Origin of the sequence: Winogradskyella eximia (genome assembly GCF_003386165.1) — a bacterium.
Lineage (GTDB): Bacteria > Bacteroidota > Bacteroidia > Flavobacteriales > Flavobacteriaceae > Winogradskyella > Winogradskyella eximia.
The window spans coordinates 178,245-196,516 of sequence record NZ_QRDV01000005.1; the positions used below are offsets into that span (position 1 = coordinate 178,245).

22 protein-coding genes are annotated in these 18,272 nt (G+C 32.5%); 12 read left to right on the top strand and 10 right to left on the bottom strand.

Annotated features, from left to right (window positions below; genetic code table 11):
• The first annotated feature begins 153 nt into the window (after positions 1-153).
• A complete protein-coding gene (locus tag DFQ10_RS11925) occupies positions 154-1,986 on the top strand; it encodes a T9SS type A sorting domain-containing protein (protein ID WP_115817658.1) in 1,833 nt (610 codons plus the stop codon).
• Here DFQ10_RS11925 and DFQ10_RS11930 read toward each other — a convergent pair.
• Positions 1,976-3,121, bottom strand: coding sequence for a cysteine desulfurase family protein (locus DFQ10_RS11930; protein ID WP_115817782.1), 1,146 nt, complete (start codon positions 3,119-3,121; stop codon positions 1,976-1,978). The two genes, DFQ10_RS11925 and DFQ10_RS11930, sit on opposite strands and share 11 nt — an antisense overlap.
• Positions 3,122-3,296: 175 nt before the next feature.
• Here DFQ10_RS11930 and DFQ10_RS11935 point away from each other — a divergent pair, with 175 nt between their 5' ends.
• Positions 3,297-4,256 (top strand): hypothetical protein, encoded by a 960-nt coding sequence (locus DFQ10_RS11935; protein WP_181897628.1) that lies wholly within the window; start codon positions 3,297-3,299, stop codon positions 4,254-4,256.
• Positions 4,257-4,261: 5 nt separating this feature from the next.
• Here DFQ10_RS11935 and DFQ10_RS11940 read toward each other — a convergent pair whose 3' ends face one another.
• Together DFQ10_RS11940 and DFQ10_RS11945 are read right to left on the bottom strand one after the other, a co-directional pair.
• Positions 4,262-4,819, bottom strand: coding sequence for a Smr/MutS family protein (locus tag DFQ10_RS11940; protein ID WP_115817660.1), 558 nt, complete (start codon positions 4,817-4,819; stop codon positions 4,262-4,264).
• A complete protein-coding gene (locus tag DFQ10_RS11945; protein ID WP_115817661.1) occupies positions 4,809-5,024 on the bottom strand; it encodes a hypothetical protein in 216 nt (71 codons plus the stop codon). The genes DFQ10_RS11940 and DFQ10_RS11945 overlap by 11 nt, the downstream gene beginning before the upstream one ends.
• Before the next feature lie 93 nt (positions 5,025-5,117).
• On the opposite strand from DFQ10_RS11945, the gene DFQ10_RS11950 reads away from it, so the two are divergent.
• Both DFQ10_RS11950 and DFQ10_RS11955 read left to right on the top strand, forming a co-directional pair.
• Positions 5,118-5,417: a DUF2752 domain-containing protein gene (locus DFQ10_RS11950; RefSeq protein WP_181897629.1), complete on the top strand. Its 300-nt coding sequence runs from the start codon at positions 5,118-5,120 to the stop codon at positions 5,415-5,417.
• Positions 5,418-5,423: 6 nt separating this feature from the next.
• On the top strand, positions 5,424-5,756 hold the full coding sequence (locus tag DFQ10_RS11955) for a CCC motif membrane protein (protein WP_115817662.1): 333 nt from the start codon (positions 5,424-5,426) through the stop codon (positions 5,754-5,756).
• A 74-nt stretch (positions 5,757-5,830) separates the two neighbouring features.
• On the opposite strand, the gene rocD is transcribed toward DFQ10_RS11955, so the two are convergent.
• The 4 genes from rocD to DFQ10_RS11975 all read right to left on the bottom strand — a co-directional run bounded on the left by rocD (position 5,831) and on the right by DFQ10_RS11975 (position 8,687).
• The gene (rocD, locus tag DFQ10_RS11960) at positions 5,831-7,111 is read right to left on the bottom strand and encodes an ornithine--oxo-acid transaminase (RefSeq protein WP_115817663.1); all 1,281 of its coding nucleotides are present in this window, start codon (positions 7,109-7,111) and stop codon (positions 5,831-5,833) included.
• Positions 7,112-7,252: 141 nt separating this feature from the next.
• The gene (locus DFQ10_RS11965) at positions 7,253-7,639 is read right to left on the bottom strand and encodes a DUF6768 family protein (RefSeq protein ID WP_115817664.1); all 387 of its coding nucleotides are present in this window, start codon (positions 7,637-7,639) and stop codon (positions 7,253-7,255) included.
• Positions 7,629-8,180 carry an RNA polymerase sigma factor gene (locus DFQ10_RS11970; RefSeq protein ID WP_115817665.1) on the bottom strand — a complete coding sequence of 184 codons (552 nt, stop codon included), beginning with the start codon at positions 8,178-8,180 and terminating at the stop codon, positions 7,629-7,631. Before DFQ10_RS11970 ends, DFQ10_RS11965 begins: the two co-directional genes overlap by 11 nt.
• Complete coding sequence (locus DFQ10_RS11975) at positions 8,181-8,687, bottom strand: hypothetical protein (protein WP_115817666.1); 507 nt, start codon at positions 8,685-8,687, stop codon at positions 8,181-8,183.
• A 167-nt stretch (positions 8,688-8,854) separates the two neighbouring features.
• Between DFQ10_RS11975 and DFQ10_RS11980 the strand changes: the two genes are divergently transcribed.
• The 5 genes from DFQ10_RS11980 to DFQ10_RS12000 all read left to right on the top strand — a co-directional run bounded on the left by DFQ10_RS11980 (position 8,855) and on the right by DFQ10_RS12000 (position 13,551).
• Positions 8,855-10,021 carry a mechanosensitive ion channel gene (locus DFQ10_RS11980; protein ID WP_115817667.1) on the top strand — a complete coding sequence of 389 codons (1,167 nt, stop codon included), beginning with the start codon at positions 8,855-8,857 and terminating at the stop codon, positions 10,019-10,021.
• 144 nt (positions 10,022-10,165) lie between these two features.
• Complete coding sequence (gene rlmD, locus DFQ10_RS11985; RefSeq protein WP_115817668.1) at positions 10,166-11,620, top strand: 23S rRNA (uracil(1939)-C(5))-methyltransferase RlmD; 1,455 nt, start codon at positions 10,166-10,168, stop codon at positions 11,618-11,620.
• Complete coding sequence (locus DFQ10_RS11990; protein ID WP_115817669.1) at positions 11,621-12,208, top strand: DUF6452 family protein; 588 nt, start codon at positions 11,621-11,623, stop codon at positions 12,206-12,208. It abuts the gene before it with no gap.
• Positions 12,171-12,932 (top strand): DUF6048 family protein, encoded by a 762-nt coding sequence (locus tag DFQ10_RS11995; RefSeq protein ID WP_220352468.1) that lies wholly within the window; start codon positions 12,171-12,173, stop codon positions 12,930-12,932. Before DFQ10_RS11990 ends, DFQ10_RS11995 begins: the two co-directional genes overlap by 38 nt.
• 79 nt (positions 12,933-13,011) lie before the next feature.
• The gene (locus DFQ10_RS12000; protein WP_115817670.1) at positions 13,012-13,551 is read left to right on the top strand and encodes a DinB family protein; all 540 of its coding nucleotides are present in this window, start codon (positions 13,012-13,014) and stop codon (positions 13,549-13,551) included.
• On the opposite strand, the gene DFQ10_RS12005 is transcribed toward DFQ10_RS12000, so the two are convergent.
• The 3 genes from DFQ10_RS12005 to DFQ10_RS12015 all read right to left on the bottom strand — a co-directional run bounded on the left by DFQ10_RS12005 (position 13,535) and on the right by DFQ10_RS12015 (position 16,220).
• Complete coding sequence (locus DFQ10_RS12005; RefSeq protein WP_115817671.1) at positions 13,535-14,497, bottom strand: phosphoribosylaminoimidazolesuccinocarboxamide synthase; 963 nt, start codon at positions 14,495-14,497, stop codon at positions 13,535-13,537. The two genes, DFQ10_RS12000 and DFQ10_RS12005, sit on opposite strands and share 17 nt — an antisense overlap.
• 120 nt (positions 14,498-14,617) lie before the next feature.
• Positions 14,618-15,133 carry a hypothetical protein gene (locus tag DFQ10_RS12010; RefSeq protein ID WP_115817672.1) on the bottom strand — a complete coding sequence of 172 codons (516 nt, stop codon included), beginning with the start codon at positions 15,131-15,133 and terminating at the stop codon, positions 14,618-14,620.
• A 133-nt stretch (positions 15,134-15,266) separates the two neighbouring features.
• A complete protein-coding gene (locus DFQ10_RS12015) occupies positions 15,267-16,220 on the bottom strand; it encodes a PhoH family protein (protein WP_115817673.1) in 954 nt (317 codons plus the stop codon).
• A gap of 120 nt (positions 16,221-16,340) precedes the next feature.
• On the opposite strand from DFQ10_RS12015, the gene DFQ10_RS12020 reads away from it, so the two are divergent.
• The 3 genes from DFQ10_RS12020 to gldF all read left to right on the top strand — a co-directional run bounded on the left by DFQ10_RS12020 (position 16,341) and on the right by gldF (position 18,272).
• Positions 16,341-17,180: an SAM hydrolase/SAM-dependent halogenase family protein gene (locus DFQ10_RS12020; protein ID WP_115817674.1), complete on the top strand. Its 840-nt coding sequence runs from the start codon at positions 16,341-16,343 to the stop codon at positions 17,178-17,180.
• Between the two features lie 4 nt (positions 17,181-17,184).
• Entirely contained in the window at positions 17,185-17,481 is a 297-nt protein-coding gene (locus tag DFQ10_RS12025) for a putative quinol monooxygenase (RefSeq protein ID WP_115817675.1), read from the top strand.
• A gap of 68 nt (positions 17,482-17,549) precedes the next feature.
• The gene (gene gldF / locus DFQ10_RS12030; protein WP_115817676.1) at positions 17,550-18,272 is read left to right on the top strand and encodes a gliding motility-associated ABC transporter permease subunit GldF; all 723 of its coding nucleotides are present in this window, start codon (positions 17,550-17,552) and stop codon (positions 18,270-18,272) included.

Sequence of the window (18,272 nt, forward strand, 5' to 3'; positions counted from 1 at the left end):
ATTCAAAAATTTAGTTATTCTTCTTGTTTTTTTAGTGTAACAACCTAAATTTTCGATGTACGGCACGCTAATAACGTAATAATTCATTAGATTTGTAACTATCTAATTCGCTTTAGATTACCCTACTAAACTTCAGCATTAAAATTTAAGAACATGAAACTTTCTTTCTTAGCATGGCTTCTGCTAGGCTGTAGTATGGCTTTTGCTCAATTAACTGTCACTAATGACTCGTATATTTTTGTCGATGGAAATGGGTTTACTGCTGCTCCCGATGTTGCTCCACTTTATGTTACAAATGAAGTTAACTTAACTGGCGCAGATAGTAAAATATATTTAAGAAACGAAGCGCAGTTAATTCAAGATTTTGGAGCTGCTACAAGTACAAATTCTGGTACAGGACAATTAAGTGTTTATCAAACAGGCACTGTAAATCAATGGTCTTATAACTATTGGTGTTCTCCTGTTGGTAATAATTCAGCAGCTACCGGAAATGAAAATGCACGTGTAAATTTAATTGATGATGCTACAGGATTAATCTCTAGTACAGATGCTGCATTTACCACAGGCTTTGATGGTAGTGCATCACCTTTAACTATTTCAGACCGTTGGTTATGGACGTATCAAACTGCAGATCAATATATTGATTGGGTTTATGTAGGTGCTACCGGAAATATTAGCCCAGGACTTGGCTTTACAATGAAAGGAAACGGAACGGGAGCTACAGGTAGTCAAGTTTACGATTTTAGAGGAAAGCCTAATAATGGTACCATTACTAATGATGTCGCTAACGGCTTAAACACTTTAGTTGGTAATCCTTACCCAAGTGCTATGGATTCTGCATTGTTTATTCACGATCCGCAAAACCAAGCTTCAATTACAGGTACACTTCTTTACTGGGAACAAGATGGTACTGTACCCTCTCATACTTTGCAAGATTATAGAGGAGGTTATTATTCGTTTACCATTAATGCCACAGGAACTGTAATTACGGATACTCCTGCTCAATTTATGACCTACGATGAAGATGACAACACCTTTCCTTTAGCTATACCAACTGATGGTTCTAAATCTGCTGGTAGATATATCCCAATCGGACAAGGCTTTATGGTTGAAGGCATTGCTGGTACACCTGGAACTCCTGCAACGGTTTATGCTAAAAACGCACACCGTGTATTTGCTAAAGAATCTGATGGTAACAGTTATTTCTTTAGAAATAGTACTGACGATGGAGATAATACTGATGAAACTACTAGTATTCAATACCAAGACAACGGTCTTTCCATAGTACCTGATGATTTTAAACGTTTTAGAATAAATGTCGATTTCACTGCTAATGAAGCACAATACACAAGACAATTGGTTTTAAATTTTCATGAGACTGCAACTGCTGGTTTTGATTATGGGTTAGAATTAATTCATTCTGAACCTACTCCATCGGATGCTTATTTCTTATTGGATGAAAAAATATATAACGGTCAAGCTTTTCCATTTGAAGAAACACTCATTATTCCTATAACTATAGATATTGAGCAACAACAACCTTTACGTTTTAGAATTTTTGATATTCAGAATTTTGATGAATCTCAAGGTATCTATATTCACGATATCGACAATGACACTTATGTTAATTTGAGAAATTTAGATTACGAACTTAATATTGAACCAGGAAATTATTCTAACCGTTTTGAAATTGTATTCACACCTGAAGGTACTTTAGGTATCGATGAATTTGATGTAACATCATTAAGCATTCGTCAAGACAATAACAACCAAGAGCTCACTGTTCTTAACCCAACTAATTTAGATGTTAAGACAATAGAATTATATGATGTTTCTGGTAGACGTGTCTTAAGTTTACCTATTGATGCTGTTTCAGATCATTACAATCTTTCTACGGTATCTATAAGTGATGGTGCTTACATTGTAAAAGTAGCAACGAAATCTAGCACCAATTTAAAATCTCAAAAGATACTTGTTAAGCACTAACAAAAGCCTTTAAAACATTAACCACATAATCCAATTCTTCTTTAGTATTATATATACTAAAGGAGAAACGGACTGATGGTTGTTTTAATTTCTCATCATTTAATATTTCTGTTAACACGTGCGATTGTTGGTTACTTCCGCTTTGGCAAGCACTACCTTTAGAACAAGCAATACCTTTTAAATCGAGTTGAAATTGTAACATTCCAGCTTTTTCTGGTGCAATTGGCAAACAGACATTAACCAGCGTATATGTACTATTTATAGTATCTGCACAACCACCATTAAAACTTGTTTTTGGTAAATGTGTTTCTATTTGTTGCATAAAATAAGCTTTCAATCCTGAAACATACTTTTTATCTTCTTCCAAATTAGCATAGGCTATTTTTAAAGCTTCGTCTAGGCCAACAATATTATGAATGGATTCTGTACCTGCTCTGTAACCTCTTTCTTGTTCTCCTCCAAAAATTAGAGGTTTCAATCCAGATTCTTTTCTTATAAAGCAAAAACCAACACCTTTTGGTCCGTGAAATTTATGTGCACTTGCTGCCAAAAAATCTATTGGAGTCGTTTTTAAATCAATTTTATAATGACCAATGGATTGCACGGTATCTGTATGAAATAATGCATTATTCGATTTACAGAGGGTTGCAACGCGCTCAATATCTAAAATATTACCAACCTCATTATTAATATGCATTAAACTCACTATGGCTTTGTTGCTAGACTGTAATAAGTGTTCTAAATGTGAATAATCTATTAGACCACAATCATCTAAATCTACATACTTTACTTCAATATTATACTCTTTTTGCAACTGCTCTGTGGTATGTAAAACGGCATGATGTTCAATTCTAGATGTAATAATCTCTGTAACTCCTAAATCTCTAACTGCACTTCGTAGTGCTAGATTATCAGCCTCAGTACCTCCTGACGTAAAAACAATTTCGGAAGCAGCCACATTAAAGTAAGATGCTATGTTTTTTCTGCATTGCTCTAAAAGCGCTTTAGACGAACGCCCAAAACTGTGTGTAGAAGATGCATTTCCGTAGCTATCTCTCAACACTTGCGTCATACGCTCTATAACTTCTGGCCGTATTGCTGTGGTTGCCGCGTTGTCTAAATAAACTTGTTTCATGTGTTGTATGTATTGTTTTTCACTAGTCATAAACTGTCCGTTATTCCATCATTATTTTAAATGATAAACGTTGAACACTCCCATTTCATACCGCAAAAATATTGTAAATAAAATTATTTAGTTAATGGAGCGTTATAATTTTACAAATCCTTTATTTTTGCTTAAAATTGAATCTATGATACGTCGTTTTTATATCCTTTTTTGTTTGGTCTTTTTAGTCGCTTGTGATGATGGTGATATTTTAACTGTTGACTTAGTATTTGATGAAGAATTAGAGCGATGTGATAATTTTGAAGATTCTCATCTTATTTATGACACACGTGAAGATCCTAGTGAAGCTCTTATTCTAATATTCCCAAAATCTACGGCTAATGATGCTTTATTTACAACTGCAACAACAGAAGGCACTCCTGAAATATTAACGATTAATGGAAGTACAATTCGTTTTATATATAGAACTTATAATAGAGAATTAACATCTAGTGATATGTGTGCAATAGTGCCTCCTATTGATTTAACTATACGAGAAAATTATGAGGCAGCTAATGGTGCAACTGTTGAAGTGACCTCTACCTATGTAGATGATGATAATGACGGAGTACCTACAGCATTTGAAGGCCTTGCAGGACTACCAGACGAAGATGGTATTTATAGAGATTCTTTAGATACAGATGGTGATGGCATACCAAATTATTTGGATATAGATGATGATGGTGATAATGTATTAACTATAAATGAAATAGATAATAGCGATGGTGATGCTGATCCAACAACTAATCCGATGAATACTGATGCGGACTTACCTAATGGAGATGATATACCAGATTACTTAGATGCTGATGACGATGGTGACTTAATTCCAACCAGATTAGAAGACGCTAACGGAGAGAATGGTCCTGGCGATGATCGCGTAGCTGTAAATGGAGTTCTAGTACAACTTTATCTAAATAATGCAGAAAACACATCCTATACCTTTGAAGATTATAATGCTTTTGAAAAAGTATATACAAGAACTGTAGAAACAACTTTCGTAGTTAAAGATTCTGATGTAACCATCTTTAGATCTACAGAAATTAATTTTGGTACCTTAACTACAACGATAGAAGACTTAGCCCCACAAGTTGTTGCTGATTAATACATCTAAGGTTCTACATTTTGAAGAATCCTAACCTCTGTGGCTCCTAATCCATACGTTTTATAATCCGCATCATAAAACTGTACATTATTATAGCGACCAAAAAGAGATTCTAATTCTTGCCTAAGGACACCCTCACCTACTCCATGTATAAATACAATTTTAGGAATACGTTTACGCATGGCAAATTCTAATTGTCCTCTTGCGGTATCTAATTGCAGATTCAGCATCTCAAAATTAGACATACCTCTAGACGATTTTGTTAAATGATGAATATGTAAATCAACTTCAAATTTTGGAGTGTGACGCTCCTTGGGTTTTACCGCAGTAACGTTTTTTCTTTTCTTAATTTCCTTTTCTCTCTTTACAGCTTCAATATCTGTATCGTAAATGGCATTTGCAAAACTATTACCTGATGCAGCAATCATCAGTTCCTTGGCATCAAACTGTAAATCGAAGCCATCACTATCTTCTACTGTAATCGTATTTTCTGAAATTTTTGTAATAATTCCTGAAATATCATCGTCTATTGTTTCAACAGAATCCCCTATTTTAAACTTCATCTTCTTTTTCTGTTTTAATAAATGATTCTTCTTCTTTATCAAACTTACTTGGTATATTTCTAGATGTTCTATAAACTCCAAACACCAATAATACAATACCTCCTATTAACAAATAGGTATTTTTTTCTTGTTCAGCATTAGCATAAAATGCTATTAAGCCTCCAACGACGATGCAAATAAAATTTATAGCTCTAGAAATATTCATAATTCTGTAATTAATACGAAACACAAAAATAAGGTATAGAAAAATTATTTGTTGTAATTGCTTAAATATTTATCAAATTATTAATTTAGCATAATGTTAATACTTGCAAAAGGAATAGAAGACTATATGCTGCCTTGCTTAAATAAAAAATATTTAGGTTTTGAGTGTATGGGTTGTGGTCTTCAGCGTTCTGTGGCGTTGATTTTAAAAGGTCAATTTGTAGATGCCTTTATAATGTATCCTGCTATTTATTCTATTATTGCACTTTTTGGATTTATTATTATCAATAGTTTTAAAAACTATAAATCTGGCACTAAAATTATTACTATATTGGCAGTAGCCAACGTTGCCATTATTATTGGCAGCTTTTTACTTAAACTTTATTTTAAATAACACTTTATGGAAAATCAAAAATTACCAAATGCTACTATTAGTTTAGTACTCGCTATTCTATCATTAATCGGTTGCTGCTGCACAAGCGGAATTGGAGGAGTTATACTATCTGGTATTGCATTATTCTTAACCAACAAAGACGAAAAAACGTATGCTGAAAACCCTGAATTGTACAGCAATTTCAGCCAAGTTAAAACAGCCAAAATCATTGCGATAATTTCATTGGTATTGAGTGTAATTATTTTAGGTATCTATATTTACTTACTTTCTACTGGTCAGTATGAAGAAATGATGTCAGACTACATGGAAATGATTGAAGAAATGCAACAAAATCAATAGTATTTCTAAACCAATAAAAAAGCGATTTTCTTAATTGAAAATCGCTTTTTTTATACTATAAATTTAAATAAATATTACTTCTCAAACGCTTTTAAAGTTTTTGTGATAATAGCCACACAATCTAATAACTGTTCTTTAGTCATTACTAAAGGTGGTGCAAAACGGATAATATTACCATGCGTTGGTTTTGCTAATAAACCATTATCTCTTAGCTTCATACAGATATTCCAAGCAGTTTCACTTTCTTCTGTGTCATTGATTAAAATGGCATTTAATAAGCCTTTTCCTCTTACACCATTAACAATAGAACTGGTTTCAATAAATTTAGATAATTCTGCTCTAAATAATTCCCCTAATTCTTGTGCGTTATTTGCTAATTCTTCGTCTTTTATAACTTCTAGCGCAGCCATACCAATTGCAGCAGCAACAGGATTTCCTCCAAATGTACTTCCGTGGTTTCCTGGTTTAATAACATCCATAATATCATTATTTGCTAAAACAGCTGACACAGGATACGCTCCTCCAGATAAGGCTTTACCTAAAATTAAAATATCAGCTTTAACTTCTGGTGTGCCAGAACAATGCTTATCTGCACAGCTACAGTTACCACAAGTTGCCAATAAACGACCAGTTCTTGCAATACCTGTTTGTACTTCGTCAGCTATAAATAAAACATTATATTTTTCGCATAAAGCTTTTGCTTTGGCTAAATAACCTTCGCTTGGCACGTAAACGCCTGCTTCACCTTGAATTGGTTCTACTAAGAAACCTGCAACATTAGGATTAGCTTTTAAAGTATCCTCTAAAGCTTCTAAATTATCGTATTCAATTTTAATAAAACCATTAGTGTATGGTCCAAAGTTTTTACGAGCAACAGGATCGTTACTAAACGAAATAATCGTTGTTGTTCTTCCGTGGAAGTTATTTTCACAAACTACAATTTCCGCTTCATTCTCATCAATTCCTTTTACCTCATAAGCCCATTTCCTACAAAGTTTTAAAGCCGTTTCTACAGCTTCAGCTCCTGTATTCATTGGTAACAGTTTGTCGAAATGAAAGGTCTCAGTAGCATATTTTTCAAACTTACCTAACATGTCATTATAAAATGCTCTCGATGTTAAGGTTAAGGTTTTTGCTTGCTCAGTCATTGCACCAACAATTTTTGGATGACAATGTCCTTGGTTTACTGCAGAATATGCTGAAAGAAAATCGTAATACTTCTTTCCTTCTACATCCCAAACAAAGACACCTTCTCCTCTACTCAATACTACAGGTAGCGGATGGTAATTGTGTGCACCATACTTGTTTTCTAAATCTATCGCTTCTTGCGACGTTAATTGGTCTAAAACAGCCATTTTAAAAATAATTTAATAAATGAATAAAATATCCATTCCTTATCTACCTTTATCCTTTCGAAGTGTCCGAAAATTCAGCGTGGGAAAGAAATCATCCCTAAGAAACTGCAAATTAGTAAATATTCCTTTTGGTTTTTAGTCTCATTCAGAAATTTTTGATGATAATGAAGAAATTTGAAGTTCTAAGCGTTTCATTTCGCGTTGCAATGCATTTCTATGCAATTGTAACCAAGCGTACATCTTAATCATGCACATGGTTGTGAAGCAAACAAAAAATCCTGAAGCCCAAAGTATTAAATCTTTAGTTGATTCTGCTTTAAAAGCTTCAACTACACAATATATAAGAAATCCGAGTGCCACTAAATTTACAATATGCATTACAATGGTAAACCACACATTTTTCCCTTTGTATAAACCTGCAATCATGGCAAATACACTTTGTTCTTCTAAATCATCATAAAATTTAGCTTCTTCTTCTGTTAGTGTTTCTTTAATTAATTGGTCTATGTCGTCTATTTTAGTTTTCATAATCGTTATTTTTTAATGTTGTTTTTAATTTTTCTCTCGCATGGAATAGACGTGATTTAGCTGTTCCGATGGATATATGTAATAATTCGCTAATCTGTTTTAAGCTATATGATTCTATATAAAAAAGTTGTATTACTATTTTTTGACCCTCTGGCAATCGGCTTATAGCCCTTAATAAATGTTGCTTTAAAAACGTATTTTCTGAATAAAATTGGTCTTCACTGCCTAGTTCTAATTCAGAATTAATATTTCGTTTCTGATGCTTAGATTGTAGTCGTAACCAGTCCGTTGCTTTATTAGTCACTATTCTATATGCCCAAAATTTGAATTGTTTTGGGTCTTTTAAACTTTCAATTTTATGAATAATAATCGACCAGCTATCTTGGGCAATATCCTTTGCTGCGTCTTTATCTTTAACCAACCAATAGGCTTTATCGCAAAATAATTTGTGCCATCGCTTAACCAAAGCAGCCAATGCTTTTTTGTCTCCACTTTTATATGCTTCAACTAATGCTTCGTCAATACTTTGTTTTGGTTTCAATTAAGCCGTTTTAGTTTGAATTGATTTTCGTTTATAAATTTCTCGCAATAGTTTTACCCACAAATTATACGTTGACACTTTTTTATCGGTTGTGAAATAATTTTCCACCTTATCAAAAGCATCTTCAATTAAGGCATCATGAAGCCAACGAATAACAAAAACCCATAATAATGAGGCTTTAAAATTGGCTTTGACATGAATTTCATGTCGTATTTCGGTTTCGTATTTGTGTATTTCTCGGATTTTAAGCTCATGAAATCCAATAAAACCATCTGGTTTAGAAAATTGAAATTTAATAAATTCACCTTCTACAATTTCTATAATAGTATACCTAATTTGGCCGTGACCACCTCTACTTCCAACTTGTATTCCGTCTTTAAATTTTATTGCTGGCCAGTTATCATAAGGCCAAACTAAATCTTCTGAAGTTGCCAATGTTTTAAACAGTTCAGACACTTTTTCTTTAGGTTGATTAATGCTTCTTTTATGGATATTTACTACTCTCATATTATAAAGACGAAAGAATTCTGAAAAGGTTCATTTTATTTTAAAAAACAATTAAAGATAACCTAATTGCGATTATCGTTTTTAAAAAGAATTCTAGGTTTTTATGTGTCTTTTTTAAATAGTGAGTGTCTCAATTATATATAAACTAACTTTTTAACAAATTATCCATGAACTATTTAACACAATTATTTGACAAATTTACAGCATCCTTTGGTGAAAGCCTTTCTGGTGTTATTGCCGCAATTTTAATTCTTATAATTGGCTGGTTTATCGCTGGTTTTATTAAACGAATGACAACAAAACTCATTAAAAAAACAGGTATTGATGACAAATTAAAAAGTTCCTCATTAAAGCTATCTAGCTTTGTAGGTAAGCTTTTATATTTCTTAGTCATGATTTTTGTTTTTATGCTTGCTCTAGGAAAACTAGGTTTAACGGAAGTCCTCGATCCGATAAAAAACTTGCTTAATGGATTTACAAATTACATCCCTAATATTATTGGTGCTGGTTTAGTAGCCTATATTGGTTATATGCTAGCGACAATAGTTTCTGAATTGGTAGAATTATCTGGTGACACCATTAAGAAATTTACTCCAAAACTTAAACTTCCTGAAAACCTTGACGTAGTAAAAATTCTAAAAAAGGTAGTTTTCATATTCGTATTTATACCATTACTGATTTCTGCTTTTCATATTTTAGACATGAAAGCGATATCAGAACCTGCAACATCTATGTTGAGCTCGTTTTTTGAAGCTATTCCTAGAATCATAGTGGCTACTCTTATCATACTCATATTTGTATTTGTTGGTAGATTTGTAGCGCAACTTTTAAAAGAATTATTACAGAGTCTTAATATAGATGGTTTAGTGTCTAAAATGAACATGAGTGAATATGTCGGTACTAAAAGTGTTGCTAAACTAATATCTAATATCGCTTATGCGCTTATAGTTGTATTTGGAATGCTTACAGCTTTCGAAAAATTAGAATTCACACAACTAACAGAAATCATTGATACTGTTTTAGCTTATGCAGGTAAAATCTTATTTGGTATTGTAATAATCGGTATTGGTTTAATTATTTCTAACCTATTTACAAAAGCTTTAAATAGCAAAAACAATCCTTTTGTAGTGTCTATTGTAAAAATTAGCATCATCGCTATATTCTTAGCTATTGGCTTACGCTCAATGGGAATTGCAGATGAAATTGTAAATCTTGCTTTCGGTATTACACTAGGAACAGTAGCATTAACAGTCGTTTTATCATTTGGACTTGGTGGTCGTGAAGCTGCCGGAAAACAAATGGGTAAAATCTTAGAAAAGTTTAATAAGAACTAAACGTCTTTACCCTTAATTATTTAAAGCGGCTTAGAGAAATCTAGGCCGTTTTTTATTTGTTATAAACTCAGAAATAATAGCGCCATTTTCAACTTTACTATTCGCAAAATTGCACCTATCTTTGCACCTTAATTATTTTAAGAAATGCCAAAAAGAGAACGGAATAAATTTGTAAAACGCGGACAAATCATTGAAATTTTAATCGAAGATTATGCTTTTGGTGGTAAAGGTATTGGTCGCATAAGAAATGAACATGGCGAATTTGTTGTTTTCGTTCCAAATACGCTACCTGGTCAATTGGTAAAAACTCAAATTAAAAAGTGCAGTAAAAAGTATGCTGAAGGAAAACTTTTTGAGGTTTTAAAGCCATCGGAAGATGAAGTTGATATGCCTTACCAAAGTATTCCTGGTGCTCCTTATATTAATTTACCTATTGAGAAGCAACACCAATATAAAAAAGAAAGTACACTCCAATTATTTAAGCGTATTGGTAAAGTTGCTGATATAGAAGATAAGTTTGATGAATTTGTAACCTCTCCTAACACCTTTCATTACAGAAATAAAATGGAATATGGCTTTTCTGCCATTGGTTATAACCATGAATTAAAAACTGATGTAGATGAATTCACTTTAGGATTTAAAAAACGTGGTACTTGGTGGTGTGGTGATAACTTAAACAAAGATTCTGGTTTATTTGATGCCGAATTTGAAAACCAATTAAAAGACATTAGAACCTATTGTATTGAAACAGGTTTAGATCCTTGGCACGCACCAAAAAGAGAAGGTTTTTTTAGATATTTTGTGGTAAGAAAATCTTATAAAACCAATCAATTATTATTCAATTTAGTCACTACATCATATGATTTACCAAAATTTGATTTAGACAAATTTGCTAATTACTTAGTTGAATTATTTGGTGATCGCGTTGCTGGTTTATTACATACCATTAATGATGAAGTTGGTGACAGAACCATTGCCACAACCGGAAGTATTTCTCTAGTTTATGGCGATGATAAAATAGTAGAAGAGTTATTAGATTTAAATTTTGAAATTAGCATGAAAAGCTTTTTTCAAACAAATCCAAAGTGTGCTGAAAAATTATACACTAAAGTGGTTGATTATGCTTTAGAAAACAAAGATGCAGTTGATAATACAGTGGTTTTAGATTTATTCTGTGGAACAGGGACTATTGGACAAATCATAGCTAACAAAGCCGAAAACACTAAAATTGTTGGTGTAGATATTGTTGCTGCTGCTATTGAAGATGCAAAAGAAAATGCAAAGCGTAATAATATAGAAGGTCTAAAATTCTATGCAGCAGATGTTGGTAAATTCTTAACCGAACACCCAGAATACACCAACAAAATAAGAACCATTATTTTAGATCCTGCAAGAGCTGGTATTGCGCCAAAAACTCTTAAAAAAATAATAAACCTAAATGCAGAACGTTTGGTTTATGTATCTTGTAATCCAGCAACACAGGCTAGAGATACGGAACAATTAATGGAATCTGGTTATAGCATTAAAAAACTAAGTTTAGTTGATCAATTTCCGCATACTGCACATATTGAAACGGTTGTTTTATTTGAAAAAAAGTAAATGAAAAACATAAAATTCTTAGTCCTATTTATTGCTATTGCACTTATTAATTGCGAACGTGATGATATTTGTCCTGAAAGCACGCAAACAACACCTAGACTAATTGTTGAATTCTACGATGCTACTGATACTGAAGAATTATTAAATGTCTCTAGAATTACTGTTTATGGTGAAGGATTATTAGAAGAAGATGACGATGGTAATCCTATTGAACCCATTGTATCTTCTGATGTAACATTACTCTTTAATGAAAATGCGAATTCAGTAGAATTACCACTTATTATAGGACAGGAAGGTGTACTGCAACCACCAATAACGGTACGTTTTGTGCTAGAAGAAGAAACCAATTTAAGAATTGAAGATGATGATCCTTTAACAAATTCTAATAAAGACATCATTGAAATTTCTTATAACACCGAGTTTGTGTACGTTTCTAGAGCGTGCGGTTACAAAAGTAATTTTAATAGTATTGGTGTTTCTAGAGTAACAGATGATGATAATTGGATTACCAATATTGAAATTGAAGAAACCACACAAGCAAGTATAGAAAATGAAAACACAACACATGTACGTATCTACCATAACTAGAAGCGTAATTCTATTGCTGTTGTTTTCTACAATAGCTTTTGCGCAAGAAGAGAAAAAAACAGTCAATGATACTTTAGTTTATAAACAAAAGTATGGCCTTAGGGTTGGTGCAGATATAAGTAAGCTTGCACGCACGTTTTTTGACGATAATTATACTGGTTTTGAAATTATGGGAGATTATCGTCTCACCAAACGCATCTTTATTGCTGGTGAAATTGGTAATGAAGAACGAACACTTGAATACGAATATATAGACAACACCACAAAAGGAAGTTATTTTAAAGGAGGCGTTGATATTAATTTCTATAAAAATTGGCTCGATATGGAAAACTTGATTTATACAGGTTTTCGTGTTGGAGCTAGTACATTTAATCAAACACGAAATAGCTATACCATCTACGATGTTAATAACCAATATTGGGATGAACCATATTCGGTTGAAGAAAGCCAAGATTTTGATGGCTTAACGGCACTTTGGGCAGAACTCCAAGTAGGATTAAAAGCAGAACTTTTCAATAACTTTTTTGCAGGTATTAACGTGCAACTTAAATTTTTAATTTCTGAAAAAGAACCTAATAATTACGAAAACTTATATATTCCGGGTTATAACAGAACTTACGACAGTAGTAAATTTGGTAGTGGTTTTGGTTTTAATTTATCTTACTTAGTTCCTATTTTTAAGAAAGATAAAATTGTGATTCAAGAAAAGCAAGTTGAGGACTAATTTTTAAGTAAAAAACAACAACTTTACTGGTTCACCATTCAACAAAAATTGCTATCTTTTCTTTATCAAATTCTTTCTCATGGATAAAGATGATATTGCAGATTTAATTGATGCTAAACATTCTGAATTAATCAAATGGTTAGACAATCAGCCAAATGAATTATGGACATTAGGTCCTGAAGGTAAATGGACTACAGGACAACAAACCTTGCATTTATTGCAAAGCATTATCCCACTTAACAATGCGTTAAGCATGCCTAAATATTTACTTCGGTTTAAATATGGAAAGGCTAATAGACCCGTTAGAGCATATGATGCTATTGTAAAACGCTATCATGAACGTTTGTTAGATGCTAAAGGAACAACATTTAAAGGGTCTCAAAACATGAAAATTCCAACACTTGCAGACAAACAATATCTTTTAAACAGACTGCAAACGGAAGAAAAAAAATTACAATATAAAACAAGACGCATAAGCGACAAGAATTTAGATACTGTAATACTTCCTCATCCTTTAATGGGTAAGATGCCTGTACGTGAAATTATAATGTGGACTGCGTATCATGTGGAACATCATACTGAAATATTGAAAGCTAACTATTCTAATCTACGCTATTAAATAGTTTTAAATAAGCTAGAACATTTGTTTCAATCCTACTTTGTATATCTGAAACATCTGCCTTTATAAACGTATCTCCGGTAATATTTTCATACAATTCTATATAGCGCTCGCTTACAGTTTCAATATAATCGTCACTCATTACAGGAACAGTTTGTCCTTCTAAGCCTTGAAAATCGTTAGCGATTAACCATTGTCTTACAAATTCTTTAGACAATTGCTTCTGTGCTTCACCTTTATTTTGACGTTCTTGATAACCATCTGCATAGAAATAACGTGAAGAATCTGGTGTATGAATTTCATCTATCAATACTATTTTTCCGTCTTTAGTTTTACCAAATTCATATTTAGTATCTACTAAAATTAATCCACGATCTGCAGCAATCTCTGTTCCGCGTTGAAATAATTTTCTCGTATAATCTTCAAGAACTATATAATCGTCTTGTGAAACAATGCCTCTTTTCAGAATGTCTTCTCTAGAAATATCCTCATCATGGTCTCCCATTTCAGCCTTAGTTGCTGGTGTTATAATTGGATTAGGAAACTTATCGTTTTCTTTCATGCCTTCTGGCATTGCCACTCCACAAAGCATGCGTTTACCTAATTTATATTCGCGTGCTGCATGACCAGACATGTAACCACGAATAACCATTTCAACCTTAAATGGCTCACACAAATGGCCAACTGCCACATTAGGATCTGGTGTAGCTACTAACCAATTAGGTACCAAATCTTCAGTCTCCTTCATCATTTTAGTTGCAATCTGATTTAAGATTTGACCTTTATATGGAATCCCTTTTGGCATCACTACATCAAATGCACTTAAACGATCTGTAGCAACCATAACCAATTGCTCATCATTAATGTTATAGACTTCTCTTACTTTTCCTTTATAAACACTTTTCTGATTTGGAAAATTGAAATTGGTATCTACTATAGTGCTCATTTAATTATCGTTTAATTGTGAACTACAAATGTAATTTCTTTACTTGGGCCAAACAATAAACTCAATAAAAAAAGGAGAAATAAACTTTCTCCTCTTTAATTCAATTGTTATAGTTTTCTATTATTTAAACCTTATATTATAGGTTGCACCAACACCTACAGATTGTATATCTATATCGTTCTCTGCAAACGTGTTTTGATAATAAGCGTAAATGTTCCAATCACGATTATGGTAACCTATTTGTGGATTAACATAAAGTCCACCTTCGTTGTCATCTACTCCAGTTAAAAAACCATAACCTAAATCAGTGCCGAAGAAAAGGCCACTTGGTGTAAAATAATAACGAATAAATCCTGCTAGTGGAACAATACCAAAATCATCATTGTCATCTTTCCCAAAATAATTGATGTAACCAGAAGCTAAACCTATTCCTAAATTAGGATTGAACAAATATTGTCCTCTCAAATCCACACCTAAAGCAAATGATGACGCATCATCTGCATCACCGACTGGTATGCCTGCTGTTAAGCCTGCTTTAAGCCAAGAATTGTCTGCATTAAAGTCTATGTCTTCTTCTTGTGCAAATAATGGACTAAATCCTAATGATATTCCGATAATTAAAAGTACTTTTTTCATGTTGTTATAAGTTTTATATTATATCGGCAAATTTATACAGACATGCAGCTTCACATTTTATATGATTTCACTTTAATCTTATATAATTACAAGTCAAAAACACATAAAAACCTAACGAACAACAAGTTAGGCACTATTCTCTATTTTCAATACTTTTATAAGCAGCAATCACTTTCTTCACTAACTTATGACGAATCACATCTTTATCATCTAAATAAATCATGCCAATACCTTCCACATTTTGTAATACTAATAGCGCTTCTTTTAATCCGGAAATGGTTCGACGTGGCAAATCTACTTGACCAGGATCACCTGTTAATAAAAACTTTGCATTCTTACCCATTCTAGTCAAAAACATTTTCATTTGGGCATGCGTTGTATTTTGTCCTTCATCTAAAATTACAAAGGCATTATCTAAAGTTCGGCCACGCATAAAAGCTAAAGGTGCAATTTGTATCACTCCTTTTTCAACGTAGCTTTCTAGTTTTTCTGCAGGAATCATATCACGCAAAGCATCGTATAACGGTTGCATGTATGGATCTAATTTTTCCTTTAAGTCACCAGGTAAAAACCCTAGATTTTCTCCAGCTTCAACCGCAGGACGAGTTAAAATAATACGTTTAACTTCTCTATTCTTTAAAGCTCTAACTGCCAGTGCAACTCCTGTATAAGTTTTACCAGTTCCTGCTGGCCCAATAGCGAAAACCATGTCATTTTTTCGCATACTTTCTACCAACTTACGTTGATTTGCTGTTTGTGCTTTAATGAGTTTACCTCCTACACCATGTACTAAAACTTCATCGCTTTTTGCAGATGTTGAATAATCGTCGCTGCTTTGACTAGTTAATACGCGCTCAATCACATTTTCATCAAGCTTATTATATTTTCCAAAATGCTTCATCAACATGGTCATTCTGCGATCAAACTCTTCGAGTAAATCTTCGTCACCATAGGCCTTCAATTTATTGCCTCTAGCGACTATTTTAAGTTTAGGAAAATACTTTTTTAGAAGTTCAATATTAGCATTTTGCGCTCCGAAGAATTCTTTTGGAGATATTTCTTCGAGTTCTAGGATAAGTTCATTCAAAAGCGAGCTACATTTAGTGTGTTAATCTGTTTTCTTTTATTAATTTTGTAATTCTTTGTTTACACACAAAGCTAGTAATTTTACAACCACAAATCATAAAAAAATATCAACAATCAATCCATGGCGATAATCACTTTAACGACTGATTTTGGAGAAAAAGACCACTTTGCTGGAGCCATAAAAGGAGCTATTTATAGCGAACTTGAGGATATTAAAATTGTAGATATCTCACATTATGTCTCTCCTTTTAATATCTCTGAAGCGGCTTACATTATTCAAAATGCATACAGCAGTTTCCCAAAAGGATCTATTCACTTAATAGGAATAGATTCAGAGTTAAGCGCTGAAAATAAGCATATTGCAGTAAAACTAGACGACCATTACTTTATATGTGCTAACAACGGCATTATGAGTATGATTTGCACTGAAATTGTACCAGAAAAAATAGTTGAAATTAACATCCATGATAAAGTTGAAACCAATTTCCCTGTTTTAGATATTTTTGTAAAAGTGGCTTGCCATATTGCACGAGGAGGTACATTAGACGTTATAGGAAAAGTTATTAACACTATAAAGCCAATCAAAAATTTAAATCCTTTTGTTAATGACGAGCAAAATCAAATTATTGGCACTATCATTTATATTGATAATTATGGCAATGTAGTCACAAATATTAAACGTAAATTTTTTGAATCTTTTCAAAAAGGTAGAGCCTATGAAGTTTTTGCTAGAAACCATAAGTTTAAAATAATATTTAATAAATATAGCGACATCTTAAATTACGATGATGACGAAACGTCTAAACGTAATCTTGAAGGTAAAGGTATGGTTGTATTTAATTCCTCTGGTTATATAGAAATTGCCGTTTATAAAAGTAATAATAGTACCGTTGGTAGCGCTTCTACTTTAATGGGATTAAAAACAATGGATACGGTAACCATTAACTTTTTAAATCCATAAGCTTTTGTTAGTAAGAATTGTAAAAATGAGTTTCGAACCGTCAAAAATTGAAGAATTCTTGGCTAATTTTGAAACTGTTAAAGAAAAGATTCGCAATTTTGAGGGTTGTCAATTTTTAGAGCTTTATCGTGATCAGAATAATACAAACATTTTTTTTACTTATAGTTATTGGAGTTCTGAAGACGATTTAAACAACTACAGACATTCTGAATTGTTTAAAGGCGTTTGGGCAAAAACGAAACCAATGTTTAATGGGAAACCTGAAGCTTGGAGTGTAGATAAATTGGCGAGTTTAAAATAAAAAACAATAAAAGCCTTGTAATCTCTATAATTAATAAGACCACAAGACAAAAAACTGAATACTAATTTATGTTAGCAATATTAAAAAAAGAAATAAATACCTTCTTCGCCTCACCAATTGGATACTTGGTTATTGGAGTGTTTTTATTACTCAATGGCTTATTTTTATGGGTATTTAAAGGTGAATTTAATATTTTAGATAATGGACTAGCCAGATTATCGTCATTTTTTCTATTGGCTCCTTGGATTCTTATTTTTTTGGTTCCGGCTGTAACCATGCGCAGTTTTAGCGATGAAAAAAAGCAAGGCACCTTAGAATTGTTAGTCACAAAGCCTATTTCTCATTTTCAAATTGTATTAGGAAAATATTTTGGTGCATTTGCTCTGATTTTAATGGCTCTAATACCAACGTTATTATACGTATACACGGTTTCACAATTAGGAAACCCTGAAGGTAATCTCGATTTAGGAAGTACCATTGGCTCATATTTTGGATTGCTATTTTTAATTGGTGCCTATACTGCCATTGGAGTGTTTGCTTCTACCCTATCAGACAATCAGATTGTGGCATTTATTATTGCTGTTTTTATCTGTTTCTTTTTTTATTTTGGATTTGAAGGTTTATCTAATTATAACGTTTTTAATAACCTCATTTATATGGAAAACTTAGGTATGTCGGCACATTATAACAGTATGAGTCGTGGAGTTATTGACACTAGAGATTTAGTCTATTTTATTAGTATTGCCTTAGCTTTCTTACTATTTACAAAACTTAGAATCCAAAAACAGTAG